Origin of the sequence: Streptomyces sp. NPDC059371 (assembly GCF_042751995.1) — a bacterium.
Lineage (GTDB): Bacteria > Actinomycetota > Actinomycetes > Streptomycetales > Streptomycetaceae > Streptomyces.
On record NZ_JBHYXD010000095.1, the window covers coordinates 16,606 to 33,576 of the forward strand.

16 protein-coding genes are annotated in these 16,971 nt (G+C 67.7%); 9 read left to right on the forward strand and 7 right to left on the reverse strand.

Annotation, left to right across the window (positions count from 1 at the left end; all coding sequences use genetic code 11):
• Positions 1 to 602: 602 nt before the first annotated feature.
• The gene (locus ACFXGX_RS34740; protein ID WP_384799560.1) at positions 603 to 1,034 is read right to left on the reverse strand and encodes a zinc-ribbon domain-containing protein; all 432 of its coding nucleotides are present in this window, start codon (positions 1,032 to 1,034) and stop codon (positions 603 to 605) included.
• Positions 919 to 1,719, reverse strand: coding sequence for a zinc-ribbon domain-containing protein (locus ACFXGX_RS34745; protein ID WP_384799563.1), 801 nt, complete (start codon positions 1,717 to 1,719; stop codon positions 919 to 921). Before ACFXGX_RS34745 ends, ACFXGX_RS34740 begins: the two co-directional genes overlap by 116 nt.
• Positions 1,720 to 1,812: 93 nt before the next feature.
• On the opposite strand from ACFXGX_RS34745, the gene ACFXGX_RS34750 reads away from it, so the two are divergent.
• The gene (locus ACFXGX_RS34750) at positions 1,813 to 3,453 is read left to right on the forward strand and encodes an integrase (RefSeq protein ID WP_384799566.1); all 1,641 of its coding nucleotides are present in this window, start codon (positions 1,813 to 1,815) and stop codon (positions 3,451 to 3,453) included.
• 28 nt (positions 3,454 to 3,481) lie between these two features.
• Positions 3,482 to 3,724, forward strand: a complete 243-nt coding sequence (locus ACFXGX_RS34755; RefSeq protein ID WP_384799569.1) for a hypothetical protein — start codon at positions 3,482 to 3,484, stop codon at positions 3,722 to 3,724.
• Between the two features lie 16 nt (positions 3,725 to 3,740).
• Here ACFXGX_RS34755 and ACFXGX_RS34760 read toward each other — a convergent pair whose 3' ends face one another.
• Positions 3,741 to 4,550, reverse strand: a complete 810-nt coding sequence (locus ACFXGX_RS34760; protein ID WP_384799572.1) for a leucine-rich repeat domain-containing protein — start codon at positions 4,548 to 4,550, stop codon at positions 3,741 to 3,743.
• Positions 4,551 to 5,069: 519 nt separating this feature from the next.
• On the opposite strand from ACFXGX_RS34760, the gene ACFXGX_RS34765 reads away from it, so the two are divergent.
• Positions 5,070 to 5,285, forward strand: a complete 216-nt coding sequence (locus tag ACFXGX_RS34765) for a hypothetical protein (protein WP_384799575.1) — start codon at positions 5,070 to 5,072, stop codon at positions 5,283 to 5,285.
• A 42-nt stretch (positions 5,286 to 5,327) separates the two neighbouring features.
• Here the strand turns inward: ACFXGX_RS34765 and ACFXGX_RS34770 are convergent, their stop codons facing one another.
• Entirely contained in the window at positions 5,328 to 5,699 is a 372-nt protein-coding gene (locus tag ACFXGX_RS34770; protein ID WP_384799578.1) for a fic family toxin-antitoxin system, toxin component, read from the reverse strand.
• The gene (locus ACFXGX_RS34775) at positions 5,696 to 5,998 is read right to left on the reverse strand and encodes a hypothetical protein (RefSeq protein WP_384799581.1); all 303 of its coding nucleotides are present in this window, start codon (positions 5,996 to 5,998) and stop codon (positions 5,696 to 5,698) included. Before ACFXGX_RS34775 ends, ACFXGX_RS34770 begins: the two co-directional genes overlap by 4 nt.
• A gap of 980 nt (positions 5,999 to 6,978) precedes the next feature.
• Here ACFXGX_RS34775 and ACFXGX_RS34780 point away from each other — a divergent pair.
• From ACFXGX_RS34780 to ACFXGX_RS34805, 6 genes are all read left to right on the forward strand, one after another.
• Positions 6,979 to 7,566 carry an XRE family transcriptional regulator gene (locus tag ACFXGX_RS34780; protein WP_384799584.1) on the forward strand — a complete coding sequence of 196 codons (588 nt, stop codon included), beginning with the start codon at positions 6,979 to 6,981 and terminating at the stop codon, positions 7,564 to 7,566.
• 240 nt (positions 7,567 to 7,806) lie between these two features.
• Positions 7,807 to 8,301, forward strand: a complete 495-nt coding sequence (locus ACFXGX_RS34785; protein WP_384799587.1) for a toxin — start codon at positions 7,807 to 7,809, stop codon at positions 8,299 to 8,301.
• The gene (locus ACFXGX_RS34790) at positions 8,298 to 9,479 is read left to right on the forward strand and encodes an MAB_1171c family putative transporter (protein WP_384799590.1); all 1,182 of its coding nucleotides are present in this window, start codon (positions 8,298 to 8,300) and stop codon (positions 9,477 to 9,479) included. The genes ACFXGX_RS34785 and ACFXGX_RS34790 overlap by 4 nt, the downstream gene beginning before the upstream one ends.
• Before the next feature lie 62 nt (positions 9,480 to 9,541).
• Positions 9,542 to 10,723 (forward strand): MAB_1171c family putative transporter, encoded by a 1,182-nt coding sequence (locus ACFXGX_RS34795; RefSeq protein WP_384799593.1) that lies wholly within the window; start codon positions 9,542 to 9,544, stop codon positions 10,721 to 10,723.
• Positions 10,724 to 10,737: 14 nt separating this feature from the next.
• A complete protein-coding gene (locus tag ACFXGX_RS34800) occupies positions 10,738 to 12,162 on the forward strand; it encodes an FAD-dependent oxidoreductase (protein ID WP_384799596.1) in 1,425 nt (474 codons plus the stop codon).
• Between the two features lie 48 nt (positions 12,163 to 12,210).
• Positions 12,211 to 12,543: a hypothetical protein gene (locus ACFXGX_RS34805; RefSeq protein ID WP_384799599.1), complete on the forward strand. Its 333-nt coding sequence runs from the start codon at positions 12,211 to 12,213 to the stop codon at positions 12,541 to 12,543.
• Positions 12,544 to 13,099: 556 nt separating this feature from the next.
• Here ACFXGX_RS34805 and ACFXGX_RS34810 read toward each other — a convergent pair.
• Together ACFXGX_RS34810 and ACFXGX_RS34815 are read right to left on the reverse strand one after the other, a co-directional pair.
• Complete coding sequence (locus tag ACFXGX_RS34810) at positions 13,100 to 15,337, reverse strand: N-acetylmuramoyl-L-alanine amidase (protein WP_384799602.1); 2,238 nt, start codon at positions 15,335 to 15,337, stop codon at positions 13,100 to 13,102.
• 1,059 nt (positions 15,338 to 16,396) lie between these two features.
• Positions 16,397 to 16,804, reverse strand: a complete 408-nt coding sequence (locus ACFXGX_RS34815) for a hypothetical protein (RefSeq protein ID WP_384799605.1) — start codon at positions 16,802 to 16,804, stop codon at positions 16,397 to 16,399.
• Between the last annotated feature and the right edge of the window lie 167 nt (positions 16,805 to 16,971).

Consider the following 16,971-nt stretch of genomic DNA (forward strand, 5'->3'; position numbering starts at 1 on the left):
ATGGAGCACATGCGAACGAGCCTCGATGCCGTGTCGCTGACGCTCTGTCCGGCCTTCGAAAGCTACCCAGTGAAGGAGGTAGCGACTGAGGAGCGTTCGGTCGCTACCGTGCCGAGTTTTAGGAAATGCCAGGTCATGACCTACATGCAACCCAGAACAGCGACTGAAGCGACTGAAGCTCCCTATATGTAACGCACACGCGCACACCCTAGGGGACTCATATATCCCGACTCTGAGTCGCTTGAGTCGCTGCGGACTCTTCACCATCGCTTTGACCTGCATATTGTCGCCAACAACAAGCAGCGACCGACCAGTCGGCGAGTCGCTGTACCTTGAGTCGCTGTCCTCTGACCTGACAGCGACTCAAGCGACTCAAGCGACTGAGCGGTCGACAACGGGGCTGCGCAGGGGGTCCGCGACGGAGACTCCCGCTTTGAGTCGCTTCGGTCGCTTCGGTCGCCCGCCGGCGAGCCCGCGCTGGTTCACCGGGCGCCAGGCGGCGCAGGATCGACGCCGCAATGTCAGAGCTGTTCGGTTTACTGCCCTTCTTGACGAAGGGCGCGCAGATGCTCAAACCGGTTCGCGACGATCCGCGAGGATGGCTACGGAACTACGGCAGGAAGAACCCGCTCCCCGACAGGGCACCGGAGAGCACGGGTTACGTCTATGTCGTCGCGGTGACTGACCCCATGTCGTACGTCAAGATCGGTTCCACAGCTCACCCCCGCGCCGGCCTCGAGACGTTGTACTCCGAGGCAGGGCGTGTCGGGTCGGCCCTGAACCGCGTGTGGCTCTCGCCCGCGCGTTCGACGTACCGGAGCAGCGAGGCTCCTGCGCTGAGCAGTTGTCAGGAGTTCTCTCCATCGACTGGGGTTCTTCGCGCGGGTGCGGGTGGTCGGGCTGGCTGCCCACCCGTGATCACTGCTCGCCGGGCACTTCCACCAGACCTTCGTTGAACTGCCGGGCATGACGTCCGGGGGTCGCGCTTCGCCGTTGCGGGTGGTTTGCCACTGGGCGGCGACGGCAGGGCGCACGCCTGCGAGGCTCGTGGTCGGTGTTGGCACGCGGCCGGCGCAGTTGGGGCAACCTGCCCCGCGTCGGCCGCGTGCGCGGTCCGACGCGGGCCACCCAGCGGTGATCGCAGGTCGAGCAGCGCCAGCCGACCTTGCGGTGCGATCCAGCAACGATCCGGTCGGCGGTCAGGCCTGCCGTGGCAGGAGCGCCTCGCGCCTCGAGGTCGAGCTCGGTGGCGACACCCCGGCAGAGTGAGGCCAGGCTGTTGGTTTTGGAAGGGTACTTCCCAACGCAGAACGGGCAGCCCGTGCCGGCGGCGGCTCGCCGGTAGGCAGGCGCCTCCCAGACGGTGGTCGTCGGCTTTCCCACAGCGCCACCTGCAGGGCTGTCGACCTCGAGCGGAAATGCTCGCCGCTGGGCCTTCGTCGGGATGCAGCTGCTCGGCGAGGTGCGGAAGGTCGGCGAGCGTTGCGCCAGAGGTGGGCCGCATGCCTGGAAGGTCGGGGAGGCACAGCGGGAGGCTACGGTGCGGCTGTGACAACACCGTCCCGGTGGCCGCTGCGTCCCTGGTCGCGATTCCACGCGCAGCAGGGTGGAGAAGGCGTTTGCTTCACGATCCGGCCGCGGGTTCATGGGAGTGACGGGCCCAGCGGGCCCCGGGCTGCGCCGAAGGCTTTCGGACAAGAAGAAAGGGGCAGCGGCCATTGGACGGCGGGTGCCCCTTTAAGTCTGCGAGGATCATAACACGCGGTCGTCGTTGCGCGTCTTGTGCGGGTCACCCTCGGCTAGGGTGCTGCGATGGCCACAGCACCCGCTGCTTCGGATCCCTACGCCCGGCACGTGCTAGCCCGCATGTCGGACTTCTTCACCGACGAAGGCACGCCGTGGGCGCGCCGGCTGTGGGACATAGGTTCCGTGCTCGCCCTGGAGGAGCTCTGGGAGGCCGGCTACTGGCAGGCCCACGGGGTTCTCTCGCCAGCCGCGTGCGACTGGCAGCGCAACGAGCTCAACGCTCTGATCGGCCCCGACCGGGGTCTGGGAGACAGGGACCTGCGCAAAGAGCTCACCGGTCTGCTGAAGAACTCGCTGCCGGATCCCAGCCCCGCGCGCCGGCGTCTCAAAGAGATCATCGGACACGTCCGGGTCGGTTACCTGGAGCGGTGGGCGGCGGCCGTCAACGTTCCCGTCGAGAAACGGGTCAAGCCGGAGCGGTTCTCCCGCACGGTGGCCTCCCACCTGCTTGACCTGGGGTACAGCGCCAGCCATCTCAAGGCCTGGGCGAAACAGCTCTACGACACGCGCGCCACCACGGCGGACATAGCGGCCAGTGCCGCCGCGCTCGCGCGGACGCCAGTCAGTCAGTACGAGGTGCTGGTAGCGCTGGAGAAGGTGCCCCAGAGGCAGCTCGCCGAACCGCTGGAGCACTGGTACGACAAGGGCAAGGTCGTCGCCTGGCTGCGCGAGCACGGGCACGGCGCCGCGGGCATCCGTCCGGGCGGCGGGTTCGTCTACCGGTTCACGGCACGGGATCCGTTCAGTGCCGCCGAGCAGGCGCGGCAGATGCTGGAACGGATGACTGCCCGCTCCCAGTTTCTGCGCCGGGACCGCGGAGGTGTGGTGTCCCTCCCCTACATCTGGGTCGCCGGGCACCCGCAGCCCGTCCCGCTCGCTCCTCCCGCGCGTGGTGCCGACGTGATGACTCTGGTCAATGAGGGGCACCTCTACCAGGTCGCCGGCACCCGCAGCCGGATCGACGACGCGCTGGAGCTCGCGGCCGCGGTCAACCGCGGCCCGATGGCCCCGGCCGTCGCGGGCGCGTGGGCCGCGGTCGAGTCGCTGCTGACGCACCCGGACGACCCCAAAGGGGAGCACGAGCGGTCCGGCAAGGCGCTGGCGGCCGACCGGATGGCTGTCGTCATCGCCTGTTCGTGGCCCCGCGCCGAGCTCACCGCTCTTGCGCACCACCACAAGCCCGGCATCCAAGACGATCTCTACCGGGGCATCGCGGCCTGCACCACGAATCAGGAACGGGCCCGGCTGACAGCAGAGGCGCTGCAGGCGGGCGGTGCGTCAGTTCTGGACTTCACCGGCGCGTCCACGAAGTACAGCGACGGGCCCGCAGCCCAGCGCATGGCCGACCTGGTGAAGGACCCCCGACCCGTCCTTGGCGACGTCGCCGGCGCCTTCCGGATCGCGCTGCGCAGGCTGTACCGCACGCGGAACATCGTTCTGCACGGCGGCGCCACCCAGGGCGTGGCCTTGGAAGCCTCGCTGCGTACCGCCGCACCGCTGGTCGGAGCGGGCCTGGACCGCATCGTGCACGCCGCGTACGCCGAAGACCTCGATCCCCTCGACCTCGCGGCCCGCGCCGAAGTCGCCCTCAACCTCGTCAACGGCGAGACCGGGCTCTCCGTCGTCGACCTCCTGGAAACCGTCTGACCGGCAGGCACGCACGGCGCGGCCCCCTTTGAGTGGACGGCCCGCCGAGGGAGCAGGCGGCTTCGGCGGCTCGTACCAGGTGAACCTGGACGATGAGGAGGCCGTCGGGCTGGGCGGGGTGGAACTGATCAGGGCTGCGATGCGCAGGGCGGCCCGCCAGCTCGGCTGGAAGGGCACCACGATCGGGCGGATCGGCACCCGCTTCGGCACGATGGTCGCCGACACCCGGACCGTCCCCTCGTTTCTCGACCGACCGACCGACTGGAGGTGAGGTGAGGTCCGGTTGATCAGTCCCAGTCGGATGCCGGCTGGTCGACTCGGCCGCCCTTGTGGGGTGTGGGGACGTAGTCGCGAGCACCGCCGGGCAGGGCGGCGACACACGCCGCCGAGCAGGCGCTGACCAGCAGGGGCAGTACGTCAGTGGCCACGCGCAGTGAGATCCATACCTGATGGAGTCCGCTCCGTTCGATCGGGCGGTCGCAGACGCTGCAGCTCTGGATGGCGGTGACGCCCCGGTGCCGAGGATCCAGGTTTCCCGGATCGTGGTCCGCGATGGAGTCGGGGGAAGGCTGTAGCTGCGGGAACGGCGGTCGCATCTTGTAGTTGCCGAACAACGCGCGCGTGCTCACCGTGCTGCGGGTCAGCTTCCGGCATCGGGTGATCTCGTAGGGGAACCAGTGCAGCCGGTAGGAGGTGTAGGGGGTGAACTCCTCCAGGCTGGTCATGGCCCCGATCTCGGGCGGGATCCGGACCAGATTGCTGCTGTAGAGCACGAGGTGCCTGACCGCCGTCAGCTGGGCGATGCTCGGCGGCAGGGTGATGATCTGCCGCCGCTCTTCCGGGCTGAGCTCGGTCAGGGGGCGGAACTCTTCGCGCCCGTCGGCGGCGGCCTCGTCGATCAGCTCCAGCAGACGGCGCCAGCCCGGAGCTGAGGTGTCCTGCCGCTCGGCGTGAAATCCGACTCGGGCTCTCGGATGCGCCCTGGACTGATCGAAGCACGAGCACACGTCCTGGCGGGGTCCCTGCCGCTCCGGGGCCGGGCCCGATGTGTCGCCCCAGCGGTTCAGATCGAGCCCTGGCTCTGCCTCGTCCGTCATGGCGCCAAGATACGGAGGCCGCCCCAGGCCGTCTCAGGATTATCCGGGCGGGAGCACAGACGACACCCATCGCCGTGCTCGAACGTTGGGCTGGGGAACTGACGCTGCTGATGGGGAATTACGTGGAGTTACCCAGCCCGAGTGGCTGTGTTCACGAGTTCCGGGTTCTGGCAGCGGACGTTCACGGCTCCGGGAGGCACCCGCCGGAGCCCGGCAACGGTGCGATGGTGGTTGCCGCCTACGCCCGAAGCCAGCCGTGAAGTCGATGCTGCACGCCCGCGCCGCTCGCGCCCTGTCCAAGACCGGCGACCGCGCTGCCTGCTGGCGCGAACTCGACGCCGCACGCGCCCAGTACGTCCGCGGGCCGCACGACGACGACCCGTCCTGGTCGTACTGGTTCGACCTGGGTGAGATCGAGATGCTCGCCGGCTCCTCAGCTCTCGACCTCGACGACCCACGCCGCGCGCTGAGACACTCGAACACGCACGCCACGCCCAGTACGACGAGGCCGACGGATACATGCGTGACCACGCCCTCCACCTCACCCGCACCGCGCGCGCCCATCTCCAGCTCGGTGACCTGGATGCAGCCTGTGCCGCAGCGTCCAACGCCTACACGCAGAACGCCATGCTCAACTCCTCCCGGCCGACCGACGCTCTCGACGATCTACGCGAGGGACTTCTCCCCCACCGGCACGTACGTACCGTGAGGGACTTTCTTCAGCTCAGCGCCTAGCACCCGACCAGGACGTTGGTGAACCGTTCTGGGACACCCAGGTCAGGCGGTCGCCCAGGCGCGAAGCTGTGCGGCGATCTCCCGCACACCGGCGCCCTTGTGCTTGGCGCGCATGACAAGAGCGAGGGCTTCCTCCGGCTCGTAGCGCATGTACTTCCCGTTCGTGCTGAGGAACGTCTCGGCCGCAAGCCAGGCGAAGAACTCGTTCCTTGCTTCCAGCGGCTCGTGCAGGGCCACCGTCTCCAGCATCGCCGAGGCCTTCAGCCAGTCGCTTGCATAGACGTCGCGGCCCATGTAGCGGGCCTGCACGCGGGCACACACAGCGTCCAGGACACCGAGATCCTGACAGGCAGGATCACCGGGCAGGGTCTGCGCGATCTGGAGAAGCTCCTGCGGGGTGAGGAAACGGGTCACGCCGCGTGGCCGTGATGCTGGATCTCGAACAGCTCCCGGCTCCCCATGGGCGCAGGGTCGGGATATTCCGCCGTAGCCGCAGGCGCAGCCGGGACGTCCTGGTCGGTGAAGACCTCGGAGAGCTGCCGGACACGGTCGCGTGTCCGGTCCAGTGCCCTGATGAAGGGATCGTCAGCCGCGGCAAGCGCGGCGTCACGAACGAAGACCTCGGGGGACTTGCCCACCAGCTGCGCAGCCTTTTCGACGCGCGCGTACTCGTCGGGGGCGAAAGGAGGCAGCTGAGATCCGTTCTCGTCCATATCGAGGACGGTACCAGCGTGTACCCCGTTCGGCCGAGGAGTGGGCAAAGCTGACGGCATCGGTGCAGGCAGGCCAGAAACAGACTGAACCGCGCCCTTCTTGGAGCGAGGGCTACACAAAGTAGCTGCTCAGCTACTGATGGCGAAGAGAGAAGTGGCGGCAGGTCGAACCCGCAGTGGCTCTCCGGGCGGAATCCCGCACAACTCACCGAAAGATGATCACGGGCCGGCGCCGGCTGCGGGTGCCCAGCTCAACGAAAACTGCGGTGCGGGGCGAACTGCAGCGGCGTGACCCCTTCCAGCTCACGCGGAGGACTGTGCGCGTTCCAGAGTTGCCCAGTCGTACTACCGCTCGCCCTTCGCGCCCGCTCAGCCGACAGCCGCTCTCAGGCCCGCTTCGGGATCCGCGCGGCCAGGGTCCTGGCGAGCGGGGGCAATGATGCGGCCGACAGAGCCGTGACGCCCGACCGATGCGGACCTTCGGCCCAGGACGTCGGTCAGGCCGCCCCCAGTGGATCTGGCCGACTCGCCGTCCCAGGCCTACGACGCTGAAGACCACAAGCGCGAAGGCGCTGGACCGTGCGCCGGTTGGTCCAACTCGCCACTCGGCGAAGCGGCTGAGACGGGCACGTCCGGTGGCCGGCCGAGTCTGTCCCCTTCATAACTGCACCATTCGCAATTGCATGGGGCTTACCGCTTCGAGCGCAGCCGGGAGCGGGTTAAGGCCGTGGAGGGCAGCGTTTTTGCCTCTGCGTACGGCCGACCGTTCCATGGTGCGCTTGCCGCGGGCTCGGGCATGCCTTGTTCCTTCGCTGATTCGCAGTTGGCAGATCGCGATGCGGTGTGATCCTGCGCCAGCCCGGTCATTGGTGTCAACAAGACTTGCCTCGATGCAAGGAAACTTAACATTTCGAGGTTGAGGCGATACGCTCCAATCGGCCTCAACTCCTCACCCCTACACGCGCCCTGGAGACTGCTCGGTGGCAGACACGTACGCCCTACTCACAGAAACTCTTGAGCGCCTCGCCCACGCGACCGGCGAGCGGCGTGACCGGCTCTCCGACACCTTCGACGCCAAAGAACTCGTGCAGCTCTCGTACGAGACCGGACTTCCTGTAGCTGTCGTCGTTGACCTGCTCAACGGCGGCCGGGCTCCCCGGACCTCGGTCTCCGATCGCGTCCGCCAGCGGCTCGTGTTCCTGCGTGAGACACGCAGACGTGAGGACGGCGGGCGCTATACGTACGCGGAACTTGGCGAGATCGCGGGTGTGTCCCGGCAGGCCCTCACCGCATGGTTCGACACCGGCGTACCCAACCTGGAGTCGGCGGACCTGCTGCGCCGCCACTTCGGCGCTTCGGCCGGATTCCTGACTGCGGATGAGCCCGAAGTCCTGAACGAGGCACTCCAGCCGAAGCTGATGGACGCCCAGGCGACGATGGGCTCACTGACGCCGGAGCTGCAGGCGTCCCCGGCGTTCCGCCGCATCGCAACACGCGCCCGGGACATGTCCGACGAGAAGCTGGAAGCCCTTGCGAAGTGGGCCGACATGATCACTGAGCGGGGCTAGGAGTCCCGGAAGGCCGGTGGTGGCAGCCCGGCCGGCGCGATACGTGAGGGGTGTTGTCGGACGTGAGCAGCCCGTGAGCGGTTGTTCCGTCAGGACTGGCGAAACCAGCTGTCGGTCCGGCACGTGCCTATCACGCATCCCGCAGCATCCGCCGCACGGGGGCGACGCGCCTGGCGTCGCCCAACGACCGAACAGACCACGGGGAGAATAGTGCTTAGGCGCTGGCAGACGCGCAGGGAGATGCAGAAGTTAGCTGATGAGTTGATCAACCCCGTACGGATCGCGCTTCCTGCGGACCCCGAGGTTCTCTTCCAGGCGCTGGTCGCGTCGGTGAACCAGTGGCGCGGGCGCGAGGTGATAGTCCACCGGGCCGAATTCCCCCCTCACACAGCGACCGGGATGTGGCTGGAACGCGAGACGCACGACGACGTGATCATCGAAGAGCGGGCTGTGGACTGGCACCGATTCGTGATCCTTTTTCACGAGGTGTGGCACATGCATCGGGGGGACTCAGCCCCCTTGCACGGTTCGGCCGCCGGCGCGTCCGCCGCGCGCACCGACTTCGCTCTGGCCGCGGAGAGAGAGGCGGACGCATTCGGCATGCTGGTCGGCCTTCGCCTTCGGGCCTTCCTGGACGCGGCAGACAACTCGGTCCTCGGGGCCGGGACGACCAGTTCTGATGATCTGGCCAGTCGCATCGGAGCTGCCCTGAACTACCGGGGAACCCGACGATGATGAGCGACGGCCTGGTCCAGTATGTGAGCTGCGGGGTGCTGTGGCTCGGCCTGGCCGTAAAGGCCCCTGATCTCATCCGTCACTGGCGTGACCCCCAACTTCGCGTGATCTGCGCAGTCATGGCTCTGGCCGGATGGTGTTTCGCTTTCGGTTCACCCCCCACGGTCGGAGCGATCAACCGGCTCAGCGGCATCCCCAATCTGGCGGCGCCGCTGACCTACGCGGTCATCACCGCCTACAGCGCCATGTCGCTGATCCTGGTCGTCTACTGGAAGGGCGGACCCGACGTCGGCCGGATCGCCCGGTATCTGATGGTCGGATACAGCGGGGTCCTTGTCGGCATCGCCCTGCTGTTCGCCCTGGGGGACGCGCCCGTGGAACGCCGGACCGACTTCGACACGTACTACGCGACGACCCCGTTCACCGCCGAGATGATCGTGCTGTACCTGCTGGCCCACCTCGCCGCCGTGACGACGACGGCGCTGTGCTCGTTGCGCTGGGCCCGTCAGGTGCACGGCTGGCTCCGGGCCGGACTGATAACTCTGGGGGCGGGCACCGTGGTCGGGGCGGGCTACAGCGTGAGCAAGCTGACGGCCGTCGTCGCCTGGTGGTGCGGCGTGGACTGGTCCTCGATCGGTTCGGACATCTCCCCCGGGCTGGCGGGCCTCGGCGCCCTGCTGATCGTCGTAGGGATTCTGATCCCCTGGGCCGGGCCCACCGCAATGGCCTGGCTCCTGTCCTGGCGTACCTACCAGCGTCTGGCTCCGCTGGAGCGCGAACTGGACGCGGTCCTCTCTCAGCGCAACCTCCGCCTGCCGCGCCCCTGGCCGTCCTCCGCCGCAGCACTGCTGATCTGGCGTCAGACAAGCATCAACAACGCTCTGGGGCACGTGGACGTTCTGCTCGACAGCGACCTGTTCACGCGAGCCCACGACGCGACGCTGGAGTCCACCGGCGACCCGGATCAGGCGCAAGCCGACGGCTGGGCCGCGGCCATCACCGCACTCATGCCGAAGGTCCGCGACGGCCGACTGCCCGCAGCCCCCGCAGGGGCCCGCCCGGTGGCCCCTGCTCCTGACACCGCCGCGCTCGTGCGTATCTCCGGGGCCCTGACCGTCGCAGGCAGGGCCTTACCCTCCCGTCCGCATCACGGATCGCCCACCCGTGACGCTGTATGACCCCTCCGCCGTCCCCACCAGCGCCGCTCTCTCCTGCACAGCGCGCCGAACGGAGTTGCCCCATGAGTCTTGTCGTGTACCTGGCGGCCTTACTGCTCGCCACCGCAAGCATCCTGCTCTTCCGCCGACCACGGGCAGCCCTGCGCAACCCGCTGACTGCCTCCACCTGCGCCGTGGTCGCGATCGCCGCGATTTGCTTCACCTGCTCGGCGCCTATCACCCTGTCCTCGGTCAACCGTCTGACCGGCATCACGAATTTCGGCGCCCCGCTGACGTACAGCCTGATCTCCGCCTACAGCTGCAGCTGGGTCATCCTGGTGATTCAGTGGAGGGGCGGCTCGCCCGCCCGTCTACGGCGTATGACCTTGGCCAGTATCGCGGTGTACGGCGCACTGATTATCGCAATCATCGTGCTGTTCTCACTGGCGGACGCCCACACCGAGCGGCTGCAGGATCTCGACACCTACTACGCGAACACGCCGTACATGCGCGAGATGATCGTGCTCTACCTGCTCGGGCACGGCATCTGCACCGTAGTGATGGGCGTGGTCTGTCTGCGCTGGATGCGTCAGGTCACTGGCCCGCTGCGGACGGGACTGCGGCTCATCATCGTCGGTCTACTCCTGGACCTCGTGGGCTTCGAGATTGCCAAGATCACCGCTGTCGTCGCGCGATGGATGGGCCACGACCTGGACTTCCTGTCCACCACGCTCGCCCCGCCCGTCGTGTCGCTGGGAGCGCTGGCCTGCTCCATCGGGTTCGTGCTTCCCCGACTCCTCCCGCCGACGATCACCCACTGGCGGAGCCTGGGCGAGTACCGCAGCCTGACACCCCTGTGGCTGGAGGTGGGACATGCTGCGACCACGCCGAAGCCCAGCCCCTCCCGGTGGGAGTTACCGCATGCGCGGCTCCAGTGGCGGGAGGTGTCCATCCACGATGCACTGCTGGCCTTGGCCCCACGTTTCCGCAACGACGTCCACCAGGTGGCTCTGACGAGGGCGCTCAGCGAGGGGCACCCGCCCTGCGAGGCCCGCGTCATCGCGGAGGCCGCCATGCTGGCCGAGGCCGCCCGACATGCAGACGCCCCCGAGGACGAAGCCCCTCTCGCCGAACCCGGCGGGTGCCGACTGCGCACTGTCGACGCCAACGGCGGCACCCGCGGGCTGCTCGACCTTGCCCAAGCCCTGCAATCCCCCGTCGTAGCCGCAGCCCGCCTGGGTTCGGTGCCGGCATCCCGTGACTGAATTCAAGGAGCATCATGCATAGAGCTGTCGTCATCGGCGCGGGGGTGGGCGGACTGCTCGCCGCAGCAGCGCTGTCTGTGATTGTCGACGAGGTGATCGTGCTCGACAGCGATGACCTGCCCACCGAGGGACCGGACCACCGGAAGGGACTGCCGCAGGGCCGTCACGCTCATCTCCTCATGGCCGGCGGGCTGGACGCCATGGAGTATCTGGTGCCCGTGGTCAGCATCAAGGAGGAGCTCCTGGCCGCAGGCGCCCGCGAGATACCTCTCAGTTCCGGCATGGTGACCCTGACCCCGGAGGGCTGGCTGCGCCGGTGGAACCGCAGCAGCCACCACAGCATGATCACATGCAGTCGGGCCCTGCTGGACTGGACGGTCCGCTCGTCCGTCATGCTCTACAGCAGCAACATCGAGATCCACAAAGCAAAGGCCACCGGGCTGATAGGCAGCGCCCGGCGCGTCGACGCCGTCCGTACCGAGGCCTCCGGCCGGAGCAGCGACGTCCACGCAGACATCGTCATCGACGCCACCGGGCGTGGCTCACGCATCGTCAACTGGCTGGCGGACCTGGGCATCACCGGCATCGAGGAGACGTGCGTCGACTCCGGCCTGGTCAACGCCACACGCATCTACCGCACCCCGCCGGGCGCGAAGCACTTTCCCCTGACCATGGTGCAGGCCAACCCCTACACGGGCCGGCCGGGCCGCAGCGCGGTGATCGTCCCGATCGAGGGCAACCGGTGGATGGTGAGCCTGGCGGGCACCCGCGGCGGTGAACCGCCCGCCGACACCGAGGGCTTCCTCCAGTACACGCTCGACCTTCCCCACCCCATCGTGGGCCAGCTCATCGCCGGAGCCGATCCGCTGACCGAGGTGGTCGTCAGCCGCAGCACCAGCAACTCCCGCCGCTACCTGGAGAAGGCACCGGCATGGCCGGACGGGCTCGTTGTCCTGGGCGACGCCCTGGCCACGTTCAACCCGGCCTACGGCCAGGGCATGTCGGTGGCCGCGCTCGGTGCCCTGGAGCTCAGGCACCAGTTCAAGTACGGCAACCCGACAGCTCCCGGCCGCGCCGCGAAAGCCCAGCGCGCCATCGCCCAGCACGTCGAGACGGCGTGGAGCATCGCGGTCAGCCAGGACGCGCTGTATGCGGAGACGCGCGGCGGGCAACAGACCGCAGCCGATCGTCTCGCCGCCCGCTACACGCGCCGCCTGACCCGCGCCGCAACCGGCTCCCTGCCCGCGGCCACCGCACTGTGGGATGTGAGCGGCCTCAAAGCAGGCCCCAGCCGTCTGCTTCACCCCAGAACCCTGCTGGCCGTCCTGATGGGCTCCCCACTGCCCCAGCTGGACGAGCCGCCCCTGACCGAGGGCGAGCTGGACGTCCTCACCGCTCTCGCTCCCCTGGACGGACCGCCCTCATCCACGCCTGCCTGAGGACAGAACATTGTCAGAGACGGCCCGCCGAGAAAGGACTCCGGGACGATGACACCCGAACATGCCGCCGCCGAAGCGCGCCTCCAGGCTGCCCTTGCCACAGCACTCGATGACGGCTGGAGAGTTCCCGACGAACCCCAGAAGCACCTCACCGCTTTCCTCACACACGACAGCGGCAGCTGGGCGATGTTCTTGCCCGTCCCCCCGATCGGCCTCATCGCGCTGATCGCAGGCCGTGAAGACGGCCGGCCACGCCAGGCGGAGCCCTACACGCCCGACCTGGACAAGAACACCGACCTTTACGAGTGGCTGGCATCCGGCGAACTGACCGGCCCTGCCCAAGCAATGGCCGCATCCATCCGCAACGTCCTGAAGCCATGAACTTGTGTCACAGTCCATCGAAGGCGGCCTGGTCACACCGGGTCCCCGGGGTTGAATTCGCTGGTCGGGAGATCTCTACTGAGTACAGTTCCTTACGGTAAGCAGAGGTGCGGCCCGGCGCTTCGGGGATGCCGCCGGGCCCGCACTGCTCTCACAGTCCCACGTGTGGATGCTGAGTTCTGGCAACGGGCAGCCGCCCCTCCGTGACGACCGGCGAGCCTGAATGAACGGACTGATCTATTACGTCGCGGCCGCCGTTCTGTGGACCGGACTCGCCGCACAGATCCCAGATCTGGTCCGTCACGGACGAGACCGCCTCAAGTGGACTTTCTGCGCAGTCGTCTTCCTGTCCGGACTGCGTTTCCTGCTCGGCGCGCCGCCTGCGGTGGCGATGATCAACAGCGTCACGGGTGTACCGAACACGGTGGCACCGCTGGCGTACGGGGCGGTGACAGCTTTCAGCGCGGCGTCCCTCATCCTCATCGTGCAGTGGCGAGGCGGCGATTTCCGCACATGGCGGCGCGTGAAGCGCCGCCCGGCATGGGACTGCGAAGATCTACTTGAGGTAGACAAACCCGTCGGTCGTGACGGTCGGGCGTCCCGAGGTGCCGGTGACCACGATCTTCACCGTGTGGGCGCCGCTCGTGGACCAGGTCTTGGTCCATTGCACGGCGCGGTACGAGGTGGTGGCCGACTTCATGTCCACCGTGGTGGCCTTGACGCCGTCGACGTAGATGTCCGCCTGGCCGGAGCCGGCGGCGCGGGAGACCACCCAGGCCGCCGAGCGGCCGGTGAACGTCCAGGTGAGCGAGGCGTTCTTGGCGGTGCTGCTGTACGACTTGCCACCCAGGTAGCTGCTGGAGGTCTTCGTCGTCCAGGCACCGGTCCGGGTCGCGGACGTCTCCTGGAGGATCGTCGGGGTGGCGGTCAGGGAGGCGGAAGCAGTGTTTCCGGCGTAGTCGTACGCGGTCATCGACCAGGTGCCGGCCGTGCCGGAGTTCGCCGTCAGCGCCGCACCGGTGACGGTCGGCCCGTATGTGTGCGCGGACGGCTTGGTGAGGCGGACCTCCTTCAAGGTGCTGTTGTCGGCGCCCTTCCAGTTCAGAGTCACCGGGACGGCGGTGGTGTCGACGGTTCCGGTGCGCAGCGCGAGCGACGGCTTGGTGGAGAAGGTCGGCGCGGTGGTCTCGGCGACGACAGTGGTGCCGGCCGTCACCGTGGTGTTCCCCGAGATGTGGGTGACGCGCACGGCGAGGGTGTGACTTCCCGGGGTGAGGGTCAGCGGGGCCGACGTGGCCGCCGGACCGCCCGTCGTGGCGACCTTCCCGTCCACGAGAACGTCGAAGCGCCGGATGAAGGCGGACGCCGTCGTCGTCGTCCAGTTCACCGTGAGGGAGCCCTTGGTGTACGCGGTGGTACCGGACAGACCGGCACCGGTGAAGGGCTTGAGGGCGAGCCCGGTGACGGGACCTCCTGCCAGGGCGCGGATCTCGGGCACGGAGGCGTACAGCTTGTTGCCGGGGCACTCGGTGAAGTAGCCGTCACGGTGGCCTGATATGCGGTAGAACGACGCGGTCTGGCCGAGCTTGAACTTGCCGTTGTCCATACTCGCCGTCAGATCGACCTTGCCCGCCGGGTCGTGGCGGTACTGGCCGAGCTTCCACGCGGCGATCTGCGCGACCGAGGACTTGGCGGCAGCGGACGCGTCGATCGAGGAGTACTCACCGAGGACGGCGATGCCCGCGGAGTTGGTGTTGAAGCCCGGGTTGTGGGCCCCGATCACCGGCTGGTCCACACCGCCCTTGCGGCCCTCGAAGATGGTGCCGCACTTGTCCACGAGGAAGTTGTAGCCGATGTCCTTCCAGCCGTTGCTCTTGATGTGGTACGCACGGATGGCGCGGACCAGAGCGGCCGATTCGGCACAGGTGTAGGTGTTGGCGTCCACGGTGTGATGGACGAAGACGACCTTGATCTCCGTGCCGTAGCCGGGTGCTTCATCGTTCAGCGACTCGTCGGCTCCCCACTGGGCCCGGGTCGTGATGACGGGCTTCGGGGCCGTGGACGTCGGCGCCGCCGGCACCGTCGCTACAGGTGAAGCACTGACCGACGCACTGGGAGTGGTGGTTGCTGCCGGGGTGCTGCTCGAAATGGTCTCGCCGGGCGAAGGCGACGCGGAGTCATCCGCCGGTGGCGGGGACGTGGATTCGCCCTCCTCCGGTGTGGTGGTCACCGTGTCGGGCGGAGTCGCGGTCGCCTCGTCACTGGGCTCCGCGTCGACGGCGAAGGCCACCGGTTCGGGGCTGACAGCCGCGGTGCCCTTGCCCGGATCGACCATCTCCAGTCGCAGTCCGGCCGGAAGAGCGGAACCCCGGCCGTCGACGCGTACCTGTACGCCGTCCGACGAGCCCACCCAAGCCGGCTCGGTGGCACCGCGCCTGCTCTCTTCGGCCGCAGCGCCGCGACCGCCGACTTCCAGCGACTTCCATGCCCCCCACTCACCACTGCTGCTGCTGCGGGCACGGACCTCGACCGAGCCTGGCAGATCGGCGGTCGGCTTCGTCCACGACAGACCCACCAGACTGAACGGCTGGGTCTCACGCTTGGGAATCTCGCCGCGGTCACCGTCGACCTGCAAGGCAGCAGAGCGCACATGAGCCTGCACCGGCCCCGTGACCGGCTTGTCCTGGCCACTGCCGCTCCCCCCGGAGCCTCCTGGAAATGCCTGGAAAACAGCAACGCCACTCACCCCCGCAGTCACGACGGCGACAGCAGCCCACACTCTACGTTTGCTCATATTGCTCGGACGCCCCTCCAGGCCAGACGGCATCGCACGCCGGGAGATTTCCTCGACCAGCGCGTGCCACAACTATCAGCCGTCAGAGTAACGGAAAAACTGCGAACCCAATACGTGCCGAAATGGACACTGAAGGCCAGTCGCTTCAGTGATTGCGCTCACGGGACCCGTGTTCTATTCCAGTATCACTGGCGAGACACTGTTGGAACCGCGGCATTCACATGACTGAAGCTTTTGGGCCTTCCGCGGTGGCCTGCTTGCGGGAGACCGGGGCCAGTCTGAAAGATCCCGCTCTGTCTCGCCGATTCTCGTTTCGAGTGACTCTTCCTGAGCTCGGCTTCCCCGCTGGACACCGCAGCGAATGCCCTGGTGATCCGGGGTCCTGCGGTGCGTGGGACGCCTCCGGCCCGCACCAGGAAGACTTCGCCAGCAGTGCTGGCACCTGCGGACGGCGCAATCCTGTTGCCAACCGCCGCCAAGCCGTCGAGAGCGAATCTTCCGATACGCCTATAGATGTTCCGGGGGGCTTGGATCGCGTAGTGCGGACGGCCGTGACGTTGAGGGCATAGGCGAGAAAAGCGAGCGGCCTATTACGCCAGGCCTTTCCCGTCGCGGCAACAGCTCGGCCCGTGCGCTCGACCGCAATACTGAGCGAGCTCAAAATGGGCAAAATGTTCACTATGGCGCCGAGGTGTCCGACTTCAGATCGGACAGGTAAAGCGTCAATAAAAAGAAAGAAGGAAATGCGGCAAAGCGCCTTCGGCTTACTTGACTCAGCCATTCATCAGCACAATCAGGCCACCGTCGACGCGGCCGTGAAACGCCTGACGCAGACGACGCCCCACGGCCGAAGCCCGTGGGTGCGGACGGTCCGTCAAGTCTGTTGCCCGCCCGCGTGGGACAGTCCCAGGGGGCAGCACCGCGCCGAGTGGATAGCACAGCGCCCTGGGGCCGTTCGCACGGTAGGACGTCTGGGAAAGGCCTGTGCCCCCTGCACCAGGCAGGGGGCACAGACCTACGTGTCTCCTTGGACAACTGCTACCGGGCAGGGTGCCGGTGTCAAGCAACCCGGGACAGCGTCGTCGCACCAGCCTCGCGGGCCTTCGACTCAAGGGTTTCTACCTCGTGGTCAGGGATGCCCACGCACACGATCCGCTCGTTCTCGACCGTGGAGAAGATCACCTTGTTGTCGAGGACGGATTCGCAGTCGATGGTGCGGTGGGCAAGCCGTGAGAAGTAGGTCATGCCCCCGCTGGTCGTGAGATCCAGGGAGACGGCCATGTAGGGATCTCCCCCACGGCGTCCCGCGTTCGCGGTCTGGGCCTGAGCCGCAGCAGCCTGCCGCAGCTCCTCGAAGAGACGTTTCGGCTCAGGGTCCGTGATCTCGAAGTCGGCGTACAGATCGATCGTTGTTTCGGCGCCGACCGTTGCCAGGTACTCCCCCACCGCGGTCAGGAAGATTTCCATGTCGGCGTCTGTGGCCGATGTAATTTTCACGAAGGTGTCCTCGTCAGCGTGATCGGGATTGCCTGGGGGGGGGGGGGGGCGGGCCCCCCCCCCCCCCCCCCGCGGGGGGGGGGCGAGCGCGCCGCGGCGGCCCCCCCCCCCCCACCCACACCCCCCACCGACGCACG

Excerpts from the sequence above, each read along its gene's own strand:
- ACFXGX_RS34745 (WP_384799563.1), bottom strand. The coding sequence starts at position 1,719 with ATGGCCGCTGCCCCTTTCTTCTTGTCCGAAAGCCTTCGGCGCAGCCCG.
- ACFXGX_RS34750 (WP_384799566.1), top strand. The coding sequence starts at position 1,813 with ATGGCCACAGCACCCGCTGCTTCGGATCCCTACGCCCGGCACGTGCTA.
- ACFXGX_RS34760 (WP_384799572.1), bottom strand. The coding sequence starts at position 4,550 with ATGACGGACGAGGCAGAGCCAGGGCTCGATCTGAACCGCTGGGGCGAC.
- ACFXGX_RS34765 (WP_384799575.1), top strand. The coding sequence starts at position 5,070 with ATGCGTGACCACGCCCTCCACCTCACCCGCACCGCGCGCGCCCATCTC.
- ACFXGX_RS34775 (WP_384799581.1), bottom strand. The coding sequence starts at position 5,998 with ATGGACGAGAACGGATCTCAGCTGCCTCCTTTCGCCCCCGACGAGTAC.
- ACFXGX_RS34785 (WP_384799587.1), top strand. The coding sequence starts at position 7,807 with ATGCAGAAGTTAGCTGATGAGTTGATCAACCCCGTACGGATCGCGCTT.
- ACFXGX_RS34790 (WP_384799590.1), top strand. The coding sequence starts at position 8,298 with ATGATGAGCGACGGCCTGGTCCAGTATGTGAGCTGCGGGGTGCTGTGG.
- ACFXGX_RS34795 (WP_384799593.1), top strand. The coding sequence starts at position 9,542 with ATGAGTCTTGTCGTGTACCTGGCGGCCTTACTGCTCGCCACCGCAAGC.
- ACFXGX_RS34800 (WP_384799596.1), top strand. The coding sequence starts at position 10,738 with ATGCATAGAGCTGTCGTCATCGGCGCGGGGGTGGGCGGACTGCTCGCC.
- ACFXGX_RS34805 (WP_384799599.1), top strand. The coding sequence starts at position 12,211 with ATGACACCCGAACATGCCGCCGCCGAAGCGCGCCTCCAGGCTGCCCTT.
- ACFXGX_RS34810 (WP_384799602.1), bottom strand. The coding sequence starts at position 15,337 with ATGAGCAAACGTAGAGTGTGGGCTGCTGTCGCCGTCGTGACTGCGGGG.
- ACFXGX_RS34815 (WP_384799605.1), bottom strand. The coding sequence starts at position 16,804 with ATGGAAATCTTCCTGACCGCGGTGGGGGAGTACCTGGCAACGGTCGGC.